General features: G+C 59.8%; 13 protein-coding genes and 4 pseudogenes. 5 read left to right on the top strand and 12 right to left on the bottom strand.

Annotation, left to right across the window (positions count from 1 at the left end):
- Positions 1 to 103 (top strand): annotated as a pseudogene (locus NKH38_RS31970) (IS481 family transposase); the annotation flags it as partial.
- A gap of 236 nt (positions 104 to 339) precedes the next feature.
- Entirely contained in the window at positions 340 to 552 is a 213-nt protein-coding gene (locus NKH38_RS31965) for a hypothetical protein (RefSeq protein WP_352765441.1), read from the top strand.
- A 1,331-nt stretch (positions 553 to 1,883) separates the two neighbouring features.
- Here NKH38_RS31965 and NKH38_RS31960 read toward each other — a convergent pair.
- Positions 1,884 to 2,477: a class I SAM-dependent methyltransferase gene (locus NKH38_RS31960; RefSeq protein ID WP_352765443.1), complete on the bottom strand. Its 594-nt coding sequence runs from the start codon at positions 2,475 to 2,477 to the stop codon at positions 1,884 to 1,886.
- On the bottom strand, positions 2,474 to 2,938 hold the full coding sequence (locus tag NKH38_RS31955; RefSeq protein ID WP_352765445.1) for a MerR family transcriptional regulator: 465 nt from the start codon (positions 2,936 to 2,938) through the stop codon (positions 2,474 to 2,476). The genes NKH38_RS31960 and NKH38_RS31955 overlap by 4 nt, the downstream gene beginning before the upstream one ends.
- A gap of 66 nt (positions 2,939 to 3,004) precedes the next feature.
- Between NKH38_RS31955 and NKH38_RS31950 the strand changes: the two are divergent.
- From NKH38_RS31950 to NKH38_RS31940, 3 genes and pseudogenes are all read left to right on the top strand, one after another.
- A pseudogene (locus NKH38_RS31950) lies at positions 3,005 to 5,277 on the top strand (heavy metal translocating P-type ATPase).
- Between the two features lie 33 nt (positions 5,278 to 5,310).
- Positions 5,311 to 6,375: a DMT family transporter gene (locus NKH38_RS31945; protein ID WP_352765447.1), complete on the top strand. Its 1,065-nt coding sequence runs from the start codon at positions 5,311 to 5,313 to the stop codon at positions 6,373 to 6,375.
- 40 nt (positions 6,376 to 6,415) lie between these two features.
- A pseudogene (locus tag NKH38_RS31940) lies at positions 6,416 to 6,542 on the top strand (chromate transporter); the annotation flags it as partial.
- A 178-nt stretch (positions 6,543 to 6,720) separates the two neighbouring features.
- Here the strand turns inward: NKH38_RS31940 and NKH38_RS31935 are convergent.
- The 10 genes and pseudogenes from NKH38_RS31935 to NKH38_RS31890 all read right to left on the bottom strand — a co-directional run bounded on the left by NKH38_RS31935 (position 6,721) and on the right by NKH38_RS31890 (position 17,755).
- Positions 6,721 to 7,563: an SDR family NAD(P)-dependent oxidoreductase gene (locus tag NKH38_RS31935; RefSeq protein ID WP_352765449.1), complete on the bottom strand. Its 843-nt coding sequence runs from the start codon at positions 7,561 to 7,563 to the stop codon at positions 6,721 to 6,723.
- A gap of 119 nt (positions 7,564 to 7,682) precedes the next feature.
- The gene (locus tag NKH38_RS31930; protein WP_352765451.1) at positions 7,683 to 8,120 is read right to left on the bottom strand and encodes a DsrE family protein; all 438 of its coding nucleotides are present in this window, start codon (positions 8,118 to 8,120) and stop codon (positions 7,683 to 7,685) included.
- A 127-nt stretch (positions 8,121 to 8,247) separates the two neighbouring features.
- Positions 8,248 to 9,212: pseudogene (locus NKH38_RS31925) on the bottom strand (MBL fold metallo-hydrolase).
- Between the two features lie 93 nt (positions 9,213 to 9,305).
- On the bottom strand, positions 9,306 to 10,130 hold the full coding sequence (locus NKH38_RS31920) for an alpha/beta fold hydrolase (protein WP_352765453.1): 825 nt from the start codon (positions 10,128 to 10,130) through the stop codon (positions 9,306 to 9,308).
- Positions 10,131 to 10,383: 253 nt separating this feature from the next.
- Entirely contained in the window at positions 10,384 to 10,683 is a 300-nt protein-coding gene (locus NKH38_RS31915; protein WP_352765455.1) for a tautomerase family protein, read from the bottom strand.
- Positions 10,684 to 10,720: 37 nt separating this feature from the next.
- Positions 10,721 to 11,722, bottom strand: a complete 1,002-nt coding sequence (locus tag NKH38_RS31910; protein WP_352765456.1) for a zinc-dependent alcohol dehydrogenase family protein — start codon at positions 11,720 to 11,722, stop codon at positions 10,721 to 10,723.
- 136 nt (positions 11,723 to 11,858) lie between these two features.
- Positions 11,859 to 14,723: an ATP-binding protein gene (locus NKH38_RS31905; protein WP_352765457.1), complete on the bottom strand. Its 2,865-nt coding sequence runs from the start codon at positions 14,721 to 14,723 to the stop codon at positions 11,859 to 11,861.
- A gap of 197 nt (positions 14,724 to 14,920) precedes the next feature.
- Complete coding sequence (locus tag NKH38_RS31900) at positions 14,921 to 15,889, bottom strand: SDR family NAD(P)-dependent oxidoreductase (protein ID WP_352765459.1); 969 nt, start codon at positions 15,887 to 15,889, stop codon at positions 14,921 to 14,923.
- Positions 15,890 to 16,815: 926 nt separating this feature from the next.
- The gene (locus NKH38_RS31895; RefSeq protein ID WP_352765461.1) at positions 16,816 to 17,211 is read right to left on the bottom strand and encodes an alpha/beta fold hydrolase; all 396 of its coding nucleotides are present in this window, start codon (positions 17,209 to 17,211) and stop codon (positions 16,816 to 16,818) included.
- Between the two features lie 49 nt (positions 17,212 to 17,260).
- Entirely contained in the window at positions 17,261 to 17,755 is a 495-nt protein-coding gene (locus tag NKH38_RS31890; RefSeq protein WP_352765463.1) for an alpha/beta fold hydrolase, read from the bottom strand.
- Between the last annotated feature and the right edge of the window lie 159 nt (positions 17,756 to 17,914).

The following is a 17,914-nucleotide window of genomic DNA, read 5'->3' as shown; positions in this document are numbered from 1 at the left end:
CAAGGGCCTCACGCCCTTTGAATACATCTGCAAAATCTGGACAAAAGAGCCCGAACGATTCAGGCTCGATCCAACCCATCAAACCTTGGGACTAAACACCTAGTAAATCGTCAATTAACTCTTTCGTTCCGCTGGTGGTGCGAAGGCGCCCGCATGAATAACTCGTTGCGCTGTCTCCAGACTGCACGAGCGTGCTTCGTCTGTCTGAGGTTAGGCCCCAAGGCTTGCGCTTGCCTCGCCTGTTCGGCTCATGCTGCGTCAGTCACGACATCGACGGCCAGCTTCAGTTCAATCGCTTTGGGCGTGAGTTGAATACCGGCGCTGCCAAGAAATTGCCGAATGATCATCCTGCTCTGGTGGGACCGCTCAACCCGTCAGGAGCGACGAACCGAGCCGGCTTGGATGTCGCCCCGCCGCAAGGACGCGAGGGGATCGAAGATCACGTCGGTAGATGTTCTGCCCTTCTCTAGGAAGTCAGCGCCGCGCGCATTATTGAATAAACCCAAACAGAATAAGAGCGAGAAAGGCAAACAGCAGCGCTGCAGCCGCTAGCAACACACCTTTGTTGGAGCCCCGCCGAGGTTGAGGGTCAGGCACCAGTTTTTTCCGGTTTGGGAGTTCATTCATTGGACATTAATTTCCGGCTGCAAATTAGGTTCCGCTCATGCTTGAATGCCTACAATGCCGCCCCACAGCGCCCTACAGGCGCACGACCTTCGCTAGCCCTAGGCGTGTCCGCTGGCCTTCTGCAAAGGACAACGCAAACGATTCCTGATTGAATGACCGGGCAATTTCCTGATCTTCTCAACCACGCGGACGAACCATTCGCCGCAGGTTTCTGTCACTTCGACGCAAGGCACGGCCTTGCGGAATGGAACCACGTTATCCATCACAGCCGACCTGAGCAATGGCAACATCGGTTTTATAAGACCACCGAATTCGGGATTTCAATGCAAAGTCGATACGTGATCATGTAATTTACGGGATCAAGTAATTAGTGAGCAGCGGATCGCATTTGAAGTGCGCTAACGATCACCTATGTGCTCACCGAAGCATTGGGGCTCGGCCGACACGGCGATTTTGAACGCCTACGGCAATTCCTTTTCGGAGAAAGTCGCTAACCGGCATGATGGCGCACTGAACCAAGATGGCGGGCATGGGGCCCGGCTGCACGCTGCATGGACTTCGGAAGACGCTGGGGAAGTACTTGGCCAAGGAGGGCGCGACCTCGAAACAATCGGCAGGCATTCTCGGCCACGACGACCTGGACCACGTAGAGCTTTACAGCAAGGACGGAGCAGGAGCGGCTCGCCGTGGATGGCATGGCGAAGCTTCTGAAGCGGTTTGTCTAACCGATGTCTAACCAGGTCGTCTACCCTCGACGCAAAGCCTTATGCATCAAGGCGACTGGTGGGCCCGGAGGATGTTTGGAAAAGAAGCTAAATCAAGCAGTTAGGAACTAGTGGGACCGCAAAGCATTCAAATCTGTTCCAATGTTTTTCGATGTTCTTGTCCCACCTACAACGCTGCATTTCGCCCGATGAACGCCTCGCTCGCCCTATCTCGCGAAGAAGGATCATGACGGTGTTTCAGTCTCTCATTGGAAAGTCGCGGTAGCACCATTAACGACGTTCTTCGACGAGCAAGGAGCGTCTCGATTGGGCCGAAAGCTGCCGGTCGGCTTGTGGGCGCTCAGGTCAAATAGCGGACCATGCAAAAACGTTCCTGGCAGCCTACTTCAACGGCGGAACTCCTGAGATTGCGCCAGTCGCAATCTCGCAAGATGGCAACCTGTCCGCCCATCGTTGGAAATGGAGACCTAGGTGGCCACATGCGTGCGCCGGCGCCTAGAGTAGTAGATAGACGATCCTCCCGAGCTGCCGTCACGCGCGCTCAAAAGTCATGCCGTAGTGATAGGGCGGCAGATCGATCAGCGTTATCAGATGAAAGCCGGCCGGCTCGACGACGGCTCTCACCGCCTTGGGAGGCATCCGCATGTCTGTCTTTGGCCCGCGCGGGTGACCGAGTACCGTCGTCTGTTCGCGCGGCACCGGGTGCCAGTTGACGATAGCGAACACGCCGCCAGGCCTGAGCGTTTTGGCAACGGCTTGGACAAGGCCAGGCTGGTCGGGAACACCATGAAATGTATTTGCGATCAAAACGAGATCCAGCTTTTCCGGGATCAATCGCGAGATCTCGCCGGCGTCGGCTATGATCCATTTTAGAACCGAAACGCCCTCCTGCTCTGCTTCCGCACGAGCCATCTCGATCATTGCTGGGTCGAGATCGAGCGCGTAAACGCGGCCATCGACGATCTTTGCTAGGGGAGCTGTGAAATATCCATCGCCGCAGCACAGATCGAGCACCGTCATACCCGGCGCCACGCCCAAGGACAGCAGGAGGCCGGCTGGATCCGGCCACAATACGGTCCACCAGTCCCGATCTGGCATCGATGTCGCAGGAAAAATTGCGCTCATACCGGCTGCCTTGAACGTGGCCGTAAACACGAAAACATTAGTGAATCGTTTCGGCATTGATCATGGTCGGCCAGAACCTCGATCACCCGGCATTCGCCGACTTTACCATGGCGGCAGCCTTCGACTATCAGTTCCAGTTCGGCTTTGAGCGCGTTCAGGCTCTGAATTCGCTGTTTGACCTCGCCTAGTCGAATCCGGGCGATGGCGTCGGCCGTGGCGCAGGGCTGGCCTGGGTCGTCCTGCAGCGTCAGAAGCGCCCGTATAGCGTCGATTTCAAAGCCCAGCTCTCTGGCATGACGAATGAACGTCAACCGACGCAGGTCCGCAGCCTCATAGTGGCGGCGATTGGCCTCGCTCCGGGATGGGGCAGGCAGAAGTCCGATCTGCTCATAATAGCGGATGGTCGGTACTTTCACGCCGCTTTGCCGGGCCGCTTCGCCAATGGTCACGCCATCTAACATTTTTCGCTTGCTCCTCTAGTCACTAGAGGATGTAGCGTTGTTGTCAAACGATACAAGAGGATTGTTATGACCGCGTCCCAGGCACAAACACGTTATCGCGTCGAAGGCATGGACTGTGCCGGTTGCGCCACCAAAATCGACAGCGCGGTGCGCCGCATCCCTGGTGTCGAAGATGTCAGCGTGTCGGTCACCGCCGGCACCATGACGGTCAAGCACTCGCCCGAGAGCAACCTTGCAGAACTTGAAAATAGAGTGACGGGCCTCGGTTACACGGTTGCCGAACTCAAGGGCAAAGCGAAGGCAAAAGCCAAGGTCAGGCCGGATGCGGCAGAGCAGGATCACGATGACCATGACGATGCTGGCGACGACCGTTCGGACCATGCTCACGCCACCCACGGCCACGGCAGCGAAAATCACCATGACCACGCCGAGGGAGTGGAGGGCCTTCACGGGCACGACGCGCCAACCTCGGGGCCGTGGTGGAAGAGTCCCAAGGGCCGCCTGACGATCGCCAGCGGCGCGGCGCTGGTCCTTGCGTTTGCCATTCACTATGTGTGGCCGGCATCCGGCGTATGGGTCTTTATCGCGGCCATGCTGGTCGGCCTGGTGCCGATCGCCAAACGCGCTCTCATGGCCGCCATCGCCGGCATTCCCTTCACAATCGAAATGCTCATGAACATCGCGGCGGTCGGTGCGGTCATCATCGGCGCCGGCGAGGAAGCTGCCACAGTGGTCTTCCTGTTCCTTGTAGGCGAGTTGCTGGAGGGCGTTGCCGCCGGAAAGGCGCGCTCGAGCATCCAGGCGCTGACCACGCTGGTCCCTAAGACGGCCTCCATTGAGGAGGGCGGCACGACGCGCGAAGTACCGGCCGAAAGCCTTGAAGTAGGCGCCATGATCATGGTGCGGCCGGGTGACCGGATTCCGGCGGATGGCGAGATCACCGATGGCGAGAGCGCGATCGACGAATCCCCGGTGTCAGGCGAGAGCGTGCCGGTGCGCAAAGGCGTCGGCGACAAGGTTTTTGCCGGCACCATCAACGGCGACGCTGTTTTGCGCATCAAGGTCACCGCGGCTGCCTCCGATAACACCATCGCGCGCGTCGTCAAGCTGGTCGAGGAGGCCCAGGAGAGCAAGGCGCCAACGGAGCGTTTCATCGACCGCTTCTCGCGCTGGTACACGCCTGCTGTGGTCGTTGTGGCCGCGGTCGTGGCGGTGATTCCGCCATTAGTTTTCGGCGGCGACTGGAACGGATGGATTTATAAAGGCCTGGCGCTGCTGCTCATCGGCTGCCCCTGCGCTCTGGTCATATCAGTGCCGGCGGCGATCGCCGCCTCACTCTCGGCCGGCGCCAAGCGCGGGCTGCTGATGAAGGGCGGAGCGGTCCTCGAGGGTCTTGGCAAGATTACCGCCGTGGCACTCGACAAGACCGGCACGCTCACGCGGGGCAAGCCCCAGGTCACCGACGTGGTTTCTTTCGGAAAATCGGCGGCCGAAGTGCTGCGTCTTGCTGCCGCCTTAGAGACCGGCTTAAGCCATCCACTTGCCATCGCTATCCTCGCGAAGGCGTCCGCAGACAAGGTCAAGGTTCCGGCCGCGTCCAAAGCGCAGGCTCTAGGCGGCAAGGGGGTCAAGGCGACCGTGGAAGGCGCCGAAATATTCCTTGCATCGCCACAGGCGGCCGAGGATACGGCGAAGCTCACAGAGGATCAAAAGTCGCAAATCGCAGCGCTAAATGACGAAGGCAAAACCGTTTCGGTCGTCCTAGTCGAAAACAAAGTGGCGGGCGCCATTGCGATGCGTGATGAACCGCGCCCGGACGCCTTGGCTGGTCTCAAGGCGCTGACGGATTCCGGCATTAAGACCATCATGCTGACGGGCGACAACAAGCGGACAGCTGCCGCGATCGGCAAGCAGCTCGGCATCGAGGTCCGCGCCGCGCTACTGCCAGAAGACAAGCAGCGTATTGTCGGAGAGCTGAAGGGAGAGGGCCTTATTGTGGCCAAGGTCGGCGATGGCATCAATGACGCGCCAGCCCTTGCGGCCGCCGATGTTGGTATTGCGCGATGGGCGGCGGCACTGACGTGGCTCTCGAAACCGCTGATGCGGCGGTGCTGCATGGCCGCGTCGGCGACGTTGCCGCGATGATTGCGCTGTCGAAGGCGACCATCGCCAACATCAAACAGAACATAACCATGGCCCTCGGCCTCAAGGCCGTCTTCCTCGTGACCACGGTCTTGGGAATCACCGGCCTGTGGCCGGCGATCATGGCCGATACCGGCGCGACTGTGCTGGTGACGGCCAATGCCATGCGCCTCCTGCGCTGGAAAGGGGCGGCGTGACGAACAAGCGGTCCTCTGTGCTAGACTTGAAGCATGGCTGAATCGCACTCCCATTCGCATCTCTGGCCCGGTGTCCCCCTCGCGCTAGGCTCCGCCGCCCTGTTCGGAGCGGTTTCGCCACTCTCCAAGCTCATCCTCGATTCAGTGAGCCCGCTGATGCTCGCGGGCTTGCTCTACCTCGGCGCCGGGCTAGGCCTAGCGTTGTTCTGGCTATACCGCCGCTCGACCGGCGGGGATCAAACAGAAGCTTCGCTGCAAAGGGCCGATATTTCGTGGCTGGCGGCAGCGATTGCCATGGGCGGCATCGTTGGACCGGTCCTGCTTATGTCCGGGTTAGCTCTGACCACGGCGTCGAGCGCAGCTTTGCTGCTGAATGTTGAAGGCTTGGCCACCATGGCGATTGCCTGGTTGATATTTCATGAGAACGTTGATCGCCGGCTTCTGATCGGTGCTGGCGCCATTCTTGCGGGTGCTGTTGTGCTTTCGTGGGCCGGGAAGGGAATCTCGGCAAATGCTGGCGCACTCCTGGTCGTCGGCGCCTGCGTCGCTTGGGGTATAGACAACAACCTGACCCGCAAAATCTCGGCGGCCGACCCGGTGACCATCGCCATGCTCAAAGGCTTGGTGGCCGGAACGGTCAATATTGGTTTGGCAGTGGTGTCCGGCGCCGTGTTTCCGCATGCCGCGTCGTTGGGAGCGGCGGCCGTCGTGGGCTTTCTTGGCGTCGGCGTCAGCCTGGTGATGTTCATCCTGGCCTTGCGCCAACTCGGTACGGCACGCACGGGGGCGTACTACTCGCTGGCGCCCTTTATCGGGGCCTTCCTGGCCATTGTGCTGGTCGGTGAGCCCCTAACCTTGCGGCTCCTTGTGGCGGGTGCCCTGATGGCTTACGGCCTTTATCTTCATCTCGCTGAACGACACGCGCACGAGCATGACCACGAAGCGCTGGAGCACGAGCACAGCCATGTTCATGACGAACACCATCAACATACCCATGACGGGCCGGTGACGGAGCCGCATTCGCATTGGCACCGCCATAAGCCTATGAGGCATTCTCATGTGCACTATCCAGACCTTCATCATCAACATCGGCACTGATCTCCGACGAGTGCCGCGATCAATATGATGTCCCAAGACCATGCGGGCACCAGTCGTCCATCTCGGCTATTTCCGCAACAGCTGGTGGCCCGGCGAAATGGCTCGATGAGGCAGCCTCTGCCGACGTGGGGGCGCTCTGCCAATTCCTGCCCGGACCGGCCTCCAGCCATGGCCGGACCGCCCGCACAGCGATGTTGCCGCGAAGAAAGCCTGGCCGGCGAGACGTCAGGTACGGATATCGACTACAGGACGCTTTTCTAGACGATTGAAATCATGCAGTTCTGAACTCCGGCCCGATCGTCCACCCTAGTCGCCGAGACCGATGAGGCCCACTTGTTCTGTGGTTTATTTTTCTTCCAAAAAGCCTACGGCCATCTTCCACAAACGTTGAGCGTTGGCGCTATTGAGCGCGTATGGGGCAACGCCTTCCAACCTCAGCTGGGGGCGGCTCGGCACGACCGGAGCCGCGGCGCAGTTCTCGAAGTACCTTCCGTTTGCTCCCTTGACCAGCGGCGAGGCCGCGAGAAGCACCGACGTAGCAGCGCCCTGTTCGGGTGTCTTGCGAAGGTGTTCGGGCGTACGCAGTCCTCCGGTATGACGCTGCAGGTCTGTGGCGATGGCTCCCGGATTGAGTGCATTGGACACGATCCCCTCGTCGGCCCATCGATCCCGGATCCCAACGGACAGGAGGGTGCAAGCCGTCTTCGACAGCGCATAGGCAAGAATTGGATCGTATGGGATGAAGTGGAAATGCGGGTCGTCCCAGAAAACCGGACCGAACAGGCTGCCACTGGAGCTGACTGATACAACGCGCGCACCTTGGGCCCTGGCGAGAGCTCTGCGGAGACGTAGGGTCAGTGCGAAGTGCCCCAGGAAGTTAGTCGCGAATTGCATTTCCCACCCCTGGGAAGAGCGTTGCAGCGCCGGCAATGCCATGATCCCCGCGTTGTTGACGAGCGCGTGGACGGGACCTTCCCAATCGTCGACGAAGTGATCGATGGAGCGGCGGTCTGCGAGATCGAGCTGACGCAACTGGATGGCAGGATTGCCGGTCTTCACCCGGAGATCCGTCGCGACTTCCTCGGCGGCTTCAGGGCGTCGCACGGCGATGACAACTCTGGCCCCGGCCGCGGCGAGCGCCGAGGTCGTCTCGATGCCGATCCCGCTCGCGCCGCCGGTGACAATCATCGTCTTTCCCCGGAGGTCTACACCTCTCAGGACTTCGGAAGCCGTCGAATGGAACCCGAATGGCAATTGGAGCATGGTCGCCTCATGTCTGGTAAGAGACTTGATCAGTCGACCGGCCGTCACTCTGTGATCTTGACGAAACCCTGCTGTACGAGCTGGATCGTGCGGGCCATGGCATCGAGATTGACCTTGATGCGGGGAAGAAGATCGGCATTTCCCCAGCCGTTCACCTTTGCGGTCGCGCCGCACAGTTCGACCTTGACACCGTTATCGATGAGGTCGGCAACCAGCTTTTTGTAAGGGTTGCCAGTGGCGATGTTGCGCGAAGCATTATAGGCCGCGTCATTCAGCGTGACGTGACCGGCGTTCGTGTGGAAGACCACGATCACATCTGATGTCGCCCTCCAATTTGCGACATCCGTGGTGATCAGCTGAAGATGGAAAAGCGCCGCGGGCAGGTCGCCTTCGAACTGAAGGCTTCCAATGCTGTGGACCGATTTTACTTGCTTCAGTTCAACCGGGATATCTATGATCAGCTTGCTTGTTGTTTCCGACATGGCTCTCTCCTAAGGGTTGGAGTTCCGTCAAGGATTCGGGCCGGGGCGCCCCCGTGGGGCATCCCGATGGCGCGTGGGAGTTGCGGGAGGAATTCGCCAGAAGATCAGCAGATGACCGGACCTTGGGCTAGACGCCCTCGTAAACCAGCCGCGTGAAGAAGCCCGGATCGATGACGAAATTACCCCACTTCGCGTCGAAATCTGCCGTGGGCTTCGCCGCGACGGCCTCGTCCCTCGATCGCCCTTGGCGTTTGAGCGCTGCGACGTTCTCACGGACGGCGACAAGCATGTCGCGGAATTCCTGCAGCTCCGCCCGGTTACTCACCGGGTTTCCGTGGCCTGGGATAATGATCGTCTTGTCGGTCGACGCGGCCAGGTTCGCATCCGAGGCGGCGATCATTCCGTCGATGCCGCCGCCCGTCGAATAGTCGATGAATGGGTATATGCCGTTCCAGTAGGTGTCGCCGACATGGAGGACATCGGCCTCGCCGAACATTACTGAAATATCGCCGTCGGTATGCGCCGGACCATAGTAGTTCAGTGCGAGCGACTGGCCGTTCACCTTGAGCGAATGCTCCTTTGAGAAGACGTGCTTGGGCACTCCGCTGTGCTCCAGCGGCAGAAAATTGTAGTCCCAGTCCTCCACCCGCTGCACATGCGACAGGTACTTGCGGGTATTCTCGTGCGCGATTATTTTGGCTCCGCCGTCCCCGATCCATGGGTTGCCGTCCGCGTGATCGAAATGCCAGTGGGTATTTATGAGATGGGTCACGGGTTCGGGGGAGAGGGCGGAGAGTGCCTTGGTCATCTGGGCGCGACACGCTGATGCCTGCATCGACCATGACCAGACCATCTTTGCCGCTCGATACCGCGACGTTGCCGCCTGAGCCTTCCAGAATAGTGATATTGTTCCTTAGCTTGTGGGTGGAAATCGGAGGACTTGGCAGCGCTGTCCTTGATCAAGCTGACAAGTCCGCGCGCTTCGGCGTAGGCATCGCGGGGGCTCATCCAGCCACCGGTCGCCGCGAAGGTAGCGGCGCCTATGCAACACAGGCAAAATCCACGGCGGGAGAGCATGTGTTCCGTCTTCATGACATACCTTTCCGCAACCGCCCTCAAGGGAGCGGACAGCTTTGAGTTGACTTGAGTACATGAAGGGCAGGCCCCTTCGGCCTGCCGAGGTGGTCAGGCCTTGATGAAGGCCAGAAGGTCCGCGTTGATCACGTCGGCATGGGTTGTGAACATGCCATGCGGGTAGCCGTCGTAGACCTTGAGCTTCCCGTTCTTGAGCAGCTTGACGGAGAGTTCGGCAGAATCAGCGATGGGCACGACCTGGTCGTCGCTTCCATGCATTATCAGCACCGGAACGTCGATCATCTGCAGGTCCTCGGTGAAATCGGTCTCCGAGAAGACCTTGATGCACTCATAGTGCGCATTCGTTCCGCCCATCATGCCTTGACGCCACCAATTGCGGATCGTCCCCTCGGAGATCGTGGCCCCGGGACGGTTGAACCCGTAAAACGGTCCGCTGGCGATATCGAGGTAGAGTTGCGCTCGGTTGGCCGCCAAGGTTGCGCGGTAGCCGTCGAAGACCTCGATCGGGAGCCCTCCAGGATTCTTGGCGGACTTGACCATGACGGGAGGTATGGCTGAGATGAGCACCGCTTTGGCGACCCTGCCCTTGCCGTGCCGGGCGACGTACCTGGTCACTTCACCGCCGCCCGTAGAGTGGCCGATGTGGATGGCGTCGCGGAGGTCGAGCGCTTCTGCGAGAGCTGCGACGTCGGCCGCATAAGTGTCCATGTCGTTGCCGCCCGAGGTCTGGCTAGAACGGCCGTGGCCCCTCCGGTCGTGTGCGATGACCCGGAATCCCTTGCCGAGGAAGTATAACATCTGGTTGTCCCAGTCGTCGGCGCTCAGCGGCCAACCATGGTGGAACACGATCGGCTGTCCGGCGCCCCAGTCCTTGTAGAAAATCTGCGCGCCGTCTTTTGTCTTGATGCTGCTCATGGTCTCATTTCCATCTTCGGGGGTTGCACTGGTTGAATTCGACGCCGCCATGGCGGCCAGAGGCAAGGTCGTGGCAAGAGCGACGACTCCCGCCCCGATCAGGACTTCCCGTCTCGTAGCCGTGATGGGCATTGTCGTGGATGTGCTCGTCTCCATTTCTCTTTCCTCTGCGACTTGGACGCGGGTCCACTAGCGCCTACGGACATCGTCTGTCCGGACGCTCTCTTTCGGTCGTGTCGATATTTTGCTGTCGTCAGCCCACTACTGGCGCTGCCACAGCCCACTCTTTCCGGGTGGTAGGCATGCCGTCGATCAATTCGACGACCTCCTTGGATTTCGAAAGCGTCGTCATCAATGACTTCGGCCCTTCGAACGGCCTTCCGCCAATGTGCCAGCCATCGGTATGCAATTCCTCGATAAGAACCCACACCACTTCGCGAAAGGCCTCCGATCCCTCGAACTTCACCATCACGTCGGTCAAGGCCTTGGCCATGGCATGTTTCTCCTCCGGCGTGAACACGCCGTCGACCAGTTTCACATTGACAAATGGCATGACGGATTTCCTTTACTTGCAGATTGTACGTTCCGCTTCAGTCGGTGACGTCGATCACGATTTTGCCGTTGGCGGTTCGGTTTTCGATCTGGGCGTAGGCTTCCGCGATCGTCTCGAAACTGAAGCGACGCGGATCGACGAGAGCCGTGACCTTTCCTGCTTCTGCGAGTCGCTTTGCCTCCCGCAGGATTTGCCCATGATGGGCGCGGCCTTCCCCGGTCAAGATCGGCAGAAGCGTGAAGACACCTGAGTAGCTAGCGGCTCGGAACGAGAGCGGACCGAGCGAATGCGTGCCCCATCCGAGGCAGCTCACAACGTGACCAAAACGCGCCACTGCGTTAAAGGCGGCGTCGATCCCGGCTCCGCCCACGGTATCGTAGACGATGTCGAAGCCGCGCCCGCCCGTATGGTCTTTGACGTACTCCTCGACCGTCGTCTGATCCCTGTCGATTGCCGTGGCACATAGCTCCTCGATCTCGCGCTGCTTGGCAGCCTTTTCCACGGCAAAGACCTCGGACCCGAAAGCCCGTGCGATCTGGATGGCAACGTGGCCGACGCCACCCGCACCAAGTACAAGGACCTTCTGGCGCGCCTGAACCTGTGCGCGATCCACAAGGCCCTCCCAGGCGGTGATGAACACCAGCGGCAAGGCGGCCGCTTCGCGCATTGTCATGTTGGCTGGCTTGGGTGCCAGCAAATCTGAATCGACGGCCACGAAGGTCGCGAGCGATCCCTGGAGACCGCCGACGCCGCCGGTCATTCCGAAGACCTCGTCCTGTGGCTTGAACGCGATCACCCCTGGACCGACAGCCTCGACGATCCCGGCGACGTCCATACCGAGAATGGCGGGCAGTGGGTGTCGCGCATGAGGCGCTTGGCCGCTTCTGATCTTGAGATCGAGTGGGTTGACGCTGCTCGCCTTGACCCGGATAAGGACCTCGCCCGCCGCGGGCGCGGGGCAGACCATGCTGGTACGGACGAAGTCGGAGTTCGTCTCGTGCAGGACGAGCGCATCCATCTTGGTCGCCGTGGTCTTCATATGCCTGCCCCGCTGCGGTGTCGCCGGCTGTCCGACGACCAATAGAAGATGGCAGAGCTCCGTTATCTCAAGCCAGTGAATCGCAGTGAAATCTTGTGAGGGGCAGGAGCATAGACGCGGAGACCGCGCGGGAAGATCAGGATGCCTCGGTCAAAAGGGCCTTGGCCGCCACCATGTCGGCTGTTTCGAAGCCTTCGATGAACCGATCGTAGACCGCGGCCAGCAGCGCACGCGCACGACCGGGCTCTCCGCGCTCACGCGCCAACCGCGCCAAGCTCGTAGTTGTCCGCAGTTCCCAGGACAGCGCGTCCTGCCGCCTCGCCAAGTCGACCGAATGGAGATAGCAGCGTTCGACACTCTTGAAATCGTCGCCGCCGCGCCAAAGGACATCCCCCTTCAGGCGATACAGTTCCGCGATGCACCAGAGCTCGTCCTTCTCTTCGCTGGCGCTGATCGCCGCCTCTACCAGAGACCGCGCTTCGGCGTGTTGTCCCAGAGAAGAGAGGCCCTCGGCCAGAAAGCCGAGAAATCTCACATTGTAGAGGTTGAAGAGTTTTACCTGGCGGAGTTCAGCCAGCCCGCTACGGAGAAGGGAAACGCCATCCTCAGGGAGCCCCCGTTGGATCAAAAGCGCCGCCTTCCAGCACCGAGCGAACACCTCCCATGGGCCGAGCGCGTTTGTTTTGGCCAGATCGAGTAGCTCGGTGATTGCCGAGTCCGCCGCTGCTAGGTCGCCGACATGAACAAGGACCGGACATGACCATCGCGCCAAGGCTTCACACAATGAGATCGCGTGGCCCGAGTCCCGCGCGGCTGCGACGGCGGTATGGACCGCCTTGATTGCCTGATCTGGAAGGCCTTGCATCCACAGGAGCTGGGCGGGCTGTATTCGTGCCGAAACCGACTGGCCGAATCGGAAACGCACTGAGCCCGCGGAGGCGGTTTCAGCCGAGACATCGTGGGCGAGCATGAGATCGGCGCGATGGCGGGCACCCCGGAAGTCCCCCATGCAGAACAGCGTCATGCTGAGCATCCGATCGCCAATGAACCGATCGAGCCCGCTTTGGGCAAGCGCCACGAAGCGTTCCGCGTTTCGCAACGATGCTCTATACTCACCCATCCCCACTTGCGCGAGCCAAAGACCCCATAGAGCCTCCGCCTGACCTTCCAGGTCACCTAGCTCTTCCGATATCTGCAACGCCTTGGCGAACGCAGCCGGAGCCTGTGGCGCGAAGCCTACCTTGAATGCTTGCGAGAGCCCAAGTGCCCTATAGAGCTGCATGATTGTTCGAGCCTGCTCGTCTCTTCGCTTTCCCGGGCCAATCCCTTGCAGCGCTCGCTGGACACTGGTCAGGCATTCGTCAACCAGGGAAAGCTGGTACCAAATCGGTATGGCGGCGACCGTGACCGCGAGGCCAATTTCCAGGTCGCCATGATCCGAGTACGCCCAGTCCAGAGCGAAGCGTACGTTGTTGATGTGGGTACCGTAGCTGGACAGCCATAGTTCGCTCGACAGGGTTTCGACGTCCGCCTGCGAATGCCGTAGAATGTCGCACAGATAGGCCGCCATTTTCCGCATGACGGCATCGAGCTCCCCCTCCTCCCGAATTTTTTCCAAAACGAATGCCCGCGTCGTGTCGAGCAGCCGGTATCGCGCGGCCTTGCCTTGAGCGTCGACGGCTACCAGGGATTTGGCGATGAGGTTAGCAAGATGACCGGGTACATCCCGGTCCGGTGCGGCCAAGTCGGACGCGACGGCAACTGCAGCTTCACGTGCGAAGTCGCCCGCGAATATGGCGAGCCGACGCAGGACTTTCCGTTCCTCTTTTGAAAGCGCACCGTAGCTCCAGTCGATCATCGCCGCCAAAGTCTGATGGCGCGGTAGAGCGGTGCGCCGCCCACCTGTCAGCAACCGCAGACGATCGTTGAGAAGCTCCGCGATCCCTCGCGTGCCAAACGCCTCCACCCGCGCCGCGGCAAGCTCTATCGCAAGGGCGATCCCATCAAGCTGGCGGCATATATGTGTGACCACGGCTGCTTCATTGTCGTCGAACGTATAGCCGTTCACGGAAGAGGTCGTCCGCTCAACGAACAAGCGGATGGCGGAAAACTCCAATGCGTCGGCGGCAGTCAGACCCGCCGCCGACGGCGGCGTATCGAGCGGGGGGAGCCTGTAGACGCTTTCACCCTCCACCCGCAAGGCTTCGCGGCTGGTGGCAAGGATGGTGATATCCGGAACTTCGCGGAGCAAGGTCTCCGCCAGACGGGCAGTGGCTTCGAGAACGAGTTCGCAACTGTCGAAGACGAGCAGCAAGCGTTTCCCACGAAGGTGCCCGATGAGGCTCGCGGTCGGATCACCCAAGGTCTCCGGAAGGTGAAACTGTGACGCCAAAACCGAAGGGACGAGTTGGGAATTCGTTATTGGGGCCAGGTCGATGAAACAATGCCCATGCTCATGCGCCGACAACAATTGCTTTGCCACACGAAGGCCAACGGTTGTCTTCCCGATGCCACCTGGGCCGACAATCGTGACCAGCCGGAACCGTTGAAACCGCCCTTCGATGGTTTTGATGGCTTCTTCACGACCGATGGGTTGCGTCAGCTGACTTGGGAGGTTGTTCGGCGCCTGTGTCGTCTCGGGCTCGTGTTCAACATGAGAGCGGCGGACAGAGGCAATGAACCGATAGCCTCTTGTCGGAACGGCGACTATGTATTGCGAAGCGGCCTGATCGTCGCCGAGCACCCTTCGGAGCAATGCGATCTGAGCTCTGAGGTTCGACTCCTCCACAATAGCGCTGGGCCAGGCTCGCGCGGTCAATTCATCTTTCGTTACTAGGTCTCCAGGTCGCTCGGTCAACGCAATGAGTATTTCGAGCGCTCGGGAGCCGATCAAGACGGGCTCGTTCTTGAGTAGAACATGTCGCCCCGGATAGAGCAGGAATGAGCTAAAGGTGATTGCCGAATCTGCGGCGGTTGCCTTCGGGAAAGCCTTCTCTTGCATTCTATCCTTCCCTGGTCACGGTCGTTGTCAGAACGGAGTATAGAGCGATGCTGCCAAGGAGATCGAGTGTGTCTGACTCACGTTACTGACGACCGCAGGATTTCAAGTAACACACGATCCTCGTGTAGCGGAGCTACGATCCATCTCTGCGGGCTTAACTCGACTTCGTTTGGGCGGACCGCCCCAAGCATGGGGCCTCAGGTTTTTGCAATGTCCAATCCAGTCAGACTTGCGCTCGCTCGCCACAACCTCTCGGCCCTCTCGGGATCGATGGCATAAGGGCGCACCCCAAACGCCTCGTCGGGCTCTATGCGTGCTACGTCACAATTCTCACAATAGACGCCGCCTATCGAGGCCAACTCAGGAGAGGTCGCGCTCCAGACTGTCGTCGCCGCGCCTTGTTCTACGGTTTTCAAATCCCTCGCCGGATCGATTATCGGAGACCCATCTGGGGCGACAGCACCGACAGCATCGATCTCGGACCGAGGTAGATGACGGATCCCGGGTGTCATTATCATTCCGGGGTGTACCGAGAGGGCGCTGACGCCGTGACGGCGCCCACGCCTGTCGAGCGCAACAGCCAAAAGCGCGGTGGCGGTCTTTGATTGGCCATAGGCCATCCATTTCTCATAGGGTCGTCTTACAAAATGGAGATCATCCAGATCGACATCGCACATCTGATGGGCTCGGGAGGAGAGGACAACCACGCGAGATTTCCCCGCGGCAAGTAAAGCTGGCCATAGCAGCACTGTCAGCCGAAAGTGTCCGAGGTAGTTGGTGGAAAAATGGCCTTCGTGACCATCGGCATCGCGGAACAGAGGCCTGGCCATCACGCCCGCATTTAGGACCAGGATATCAAGTCGGCTTCGGCGCTCGCAAAACGTGGTGGCAAAGGTTTGGACTGAGACCTGATCGATCAGGTCAACGGGCCAGACCTCTACCCCTTCAATTCCGCTCAAAGCGGCTTGGGCGGCAATTGGGTCAAGCGCGGGCACGCAGATGCTAGCCCCGCATGCAGAAAGCACTCTAACAGTCTCCAAGCCAAGCCCGGAAGAACCACCGGTCACCATTGCAACGTGCCCGGTAAGGTCGATGCCACGTGCCACTTCCAACGCCGTCATGGCAGGCCCAAAAGGCGTATAGAACGGAGTCTGCCGTTCGCGCATTTTGTTCCCTAGCTTCGCCCCTACGAATGCTCGGCACACAAACCCAAATAGCAGTTTTCCTGGGTGCTGTCGCCAAGCACGCCTTGGCTAAAGGGAAGGTGGAACAATTCCCTCTGGAAGGTGACGGCTATAATAGGTCTTAGACACCCTCGGGCCCGGTAGCAGACCGTCCTTAGCGTCATCCGACTCCTCACTTCTAGGGCGTGAACGGTAGGACCCCGAGAGAACCAGCCAACGAAATACGTCCGCTTCAGCAAGTGCTCAAATCTGCTTGAGTGTTCGAGATGCGGCGCAAAGCCGCCTTTCGGTAGAAGATGAATGCGGTCAGCGAGTGGCTGGATCAGCTTCTTGAATCAATTTGGGCGAACCGCTTCGTAACCCATTGAGAAATAACGATTAAGGTAGTCGCTAACGACGTCTCTTTTCAAGAAAATCAATGGGATAGCGGGTGGTTTGCCAAGCCGTTCCCTTCGTATTCTCTCGTATCAAAGGACCAAGAGACGACCAGTTCCCCGCGAGCGGTCCCTCAATTCTATCCACAAAGAAGGTCAGTCAATACATTGACCATAGCGCTATGAGCGCAGCCGCATCTGGGCCGGAAGCTAATCATCCGCGAACATGACGAAACCGTCTGGAAGCAGCCATTCCCCAGGAGCCGCCCCCCGAGGACGTTGCCCATCGAGAAAGGAATGGCGGCCATTGACGTGAGGGGTCTCGCCCCGGAAGCCAATCCCTCTCGATACCGATGTTTTGTGGCCACTGATTGGCCGACAGCGGGTGCGCGCCGCGTCAAGCGCGCGTGCGGATCGTGTCGCTCACCGTCCCGGCGCGGCGAGCGTTGCGCGTTCAGGCGCCGAGGCCTGGCGCTGGTCATCGCCATCATCCAGGCTCATCCATGATCTTCGATCTGGGTTGATGAAGGCCGCTTATGGCTTGTCAATGAAGGCTTGGACGAGTTGAACGGTGGCAGCAGGGTTTTCCTGCATGATCCAGTGGCCGGAGTTCGGGATCAGCCCGGCGGTTACATCGGAAGCAGCGGCGCGCATGATGTCCGCCATTTGCATGCCGAGACCCTTTTCTGCGCCCAACGCCAGCACGGGCATTGCCAGCTTTCCGTGAGCGACCGCCCATGCCCGGTTATCTGTCGCGTCCTGATCGAAGGCACGATATTGCTCGAACACAGAGTGCATTGCACCAGGGAGCGCATAAAGCGCGGCATAATAGCGTCGCGCCTGTTCCGTGAAGTGCTCTGGGTCTGCCGAAAATTCGTTCCAGAAGCGATCGAGATAGATGCGCTCCCGCCCCTTCACGAGCCGCTCCATGTCGGGGCCACCAAAACGGAAATGCCAGGTCGCCGGACTCTTTGCGATCTCATCCCATGGGCCAACCCCCGGGGATCGGCGCATCAATCACTATGAGCTTGGCTACCCGGTCTGGATATTTCTCCGCAAAGGCAAAAGCGACCATGTTGCCAATATCATGCGCAACGACGTCGGATTGCACGATCTTTAGTGCGTCCATCAACTGCGCGATGTCGGTAGCCTGGCTCATCTTAGAGAAGCCGCCCGCCGGCTTCGACGATCGACCCATGCCCCGAAGATCAGGCACGATGACGGTATGATTTCGGACGAGGCTTGCAGCCAGCGGAGCCCACATATCACCGCTTTCGCCAAAGCCGTGGATCAGGATGGTCGCAGGTCCGCTGCCGCCGATGCGCACGTGGATCGTCACGCCATGCGCCTCGATCTCCTCGGTGCGAAAATCGGCTGGATAGGGCAGCTCCTGTGCCTGAGCGGGTGCGGATACCGCGAGCAAAGCAGCCATCATGAAGGCGAATGGGAACTTGTTCAAAAGGCGATCGGGCAAGCTCATCTCCTACGGCAAGCCCTTTTATAGGTTGTGTGCGTCAAGTTCTGCAAAATGGGGCGGCCATGATGCTGGTCATGCGGCTTGGCGCAGAGCGAGCTTCTTGTGCTCGCGCAGGTCGTCCATGTTGATGTATCGGTTGGCCTCCATCCAGTTTTC

Origin of the sequence: Mesorhizobium sp. M1078 (assembly GCF_040318615.1) — a bacterium.
GTDB lineage: Bacteria > Pseudomonadota > Alphaproteobacteria > Rhizobiales > Rhizobiaceae > Mesorhizobium.
The sequence above is the reverse complement of the archived record's forward strand: the minus strand, read 5'-3'. Positions and strand labels throughout refer to the sequence as shown.

What these genes read in the sequence shown, in the direction of transcription:
- NKH38_RS31965 (WP_352765441.1), top strand. Translation starts at nt 340, where the DNA reads ATGATCATCCTGCTCTGGTGGGACCGCTCAACCCGTCAGGAGCGACGA.
- NKH38_RS31960 (WP_352765443.1), bottom strand. Translation starts at nt 2,477, where the DNA reads ATGAGCGCAATTTTTCCTGCGACATCGATGCCAGATCGGGACTGGTGG.
- NKH38_RS31955 (WP_352765445.1), bottom strand. Translation starts at nt 2,938, where the DNA reads ATGTTAGATGGCGTGACCATTGGCGAAGCGGCCCGGCAAAGCGGCGTG.
- NKH38_RS31945 (WP_352765447.1), top strand. Translation starts at nt 5,311, where the DNA reads ATGGCTGAATCGCACTCCCATTCGCATCTCTGGCCCGGTGTCCCCCTC.
- NKH38_RS31935 (WP_352765449.1), bottom strand. Translation starts at nt 7,563, where the DNA reads ATGATTGTCACCGGCGGCGCGAGCGGGATCGGCATCGAGACGACCTCG.
- NKH38_RS31930 (WP_352765451.1), bottom strand. Translation starts at nt 8,120, where the DNA reads ATGTCGGAAACAACAAGCAAGCTGATCATAGATATCCCGGTTGAACTG.
- NKH38_RS31920 (WP_352765453.1), bottom strand. Translation starts at nt 10,130, where the DNA reads ATGAGCAGCATCAAGACAAAAGACGGCGCGCAGATTTTCTACAAGGAC.
- NKH38_RS31915 (WP_352765455.1), bottom strand. Translation starts at nt 10,683, where the DNA reads ATGCCATTTGTCAATGTGAAACTGGTCGACGGCGTGTTCACGCCGGAG.
- NKH38_RS31910 (WP_352765456.1), bottom strand. Translation starts at nt 11,722, where the DNA reads ATGAAGACCACGGCGACCAAGATGGATGCGCTCGTCCTGCACGAGACG.
- NKH38_RS31905 (WP_352765457.1), bottom strand. Translation starts at nt 14,723, where the DNA reads ATGCAAGAGAAGGCTTTCCCGAAGGCAACCGCCGCAGATTCGGCAATC.
- NKH38_RS31900 (WP_352765459.1), bottom strand. Translation starts at nt 15,889, where the DNA reads ATGCGCGAACGGCAGACTCCGTTCTATACGCCTTTTGGGCCTGCCATG.
- NKH38_RS31895 (WP_352765461.1), bottom strand. Translation starts at nt 17,211, where the DNA reads ATGGAGCGGCTCGTGAAGGGGCGGGAGCGCATCTATCTCGATCGCTTC.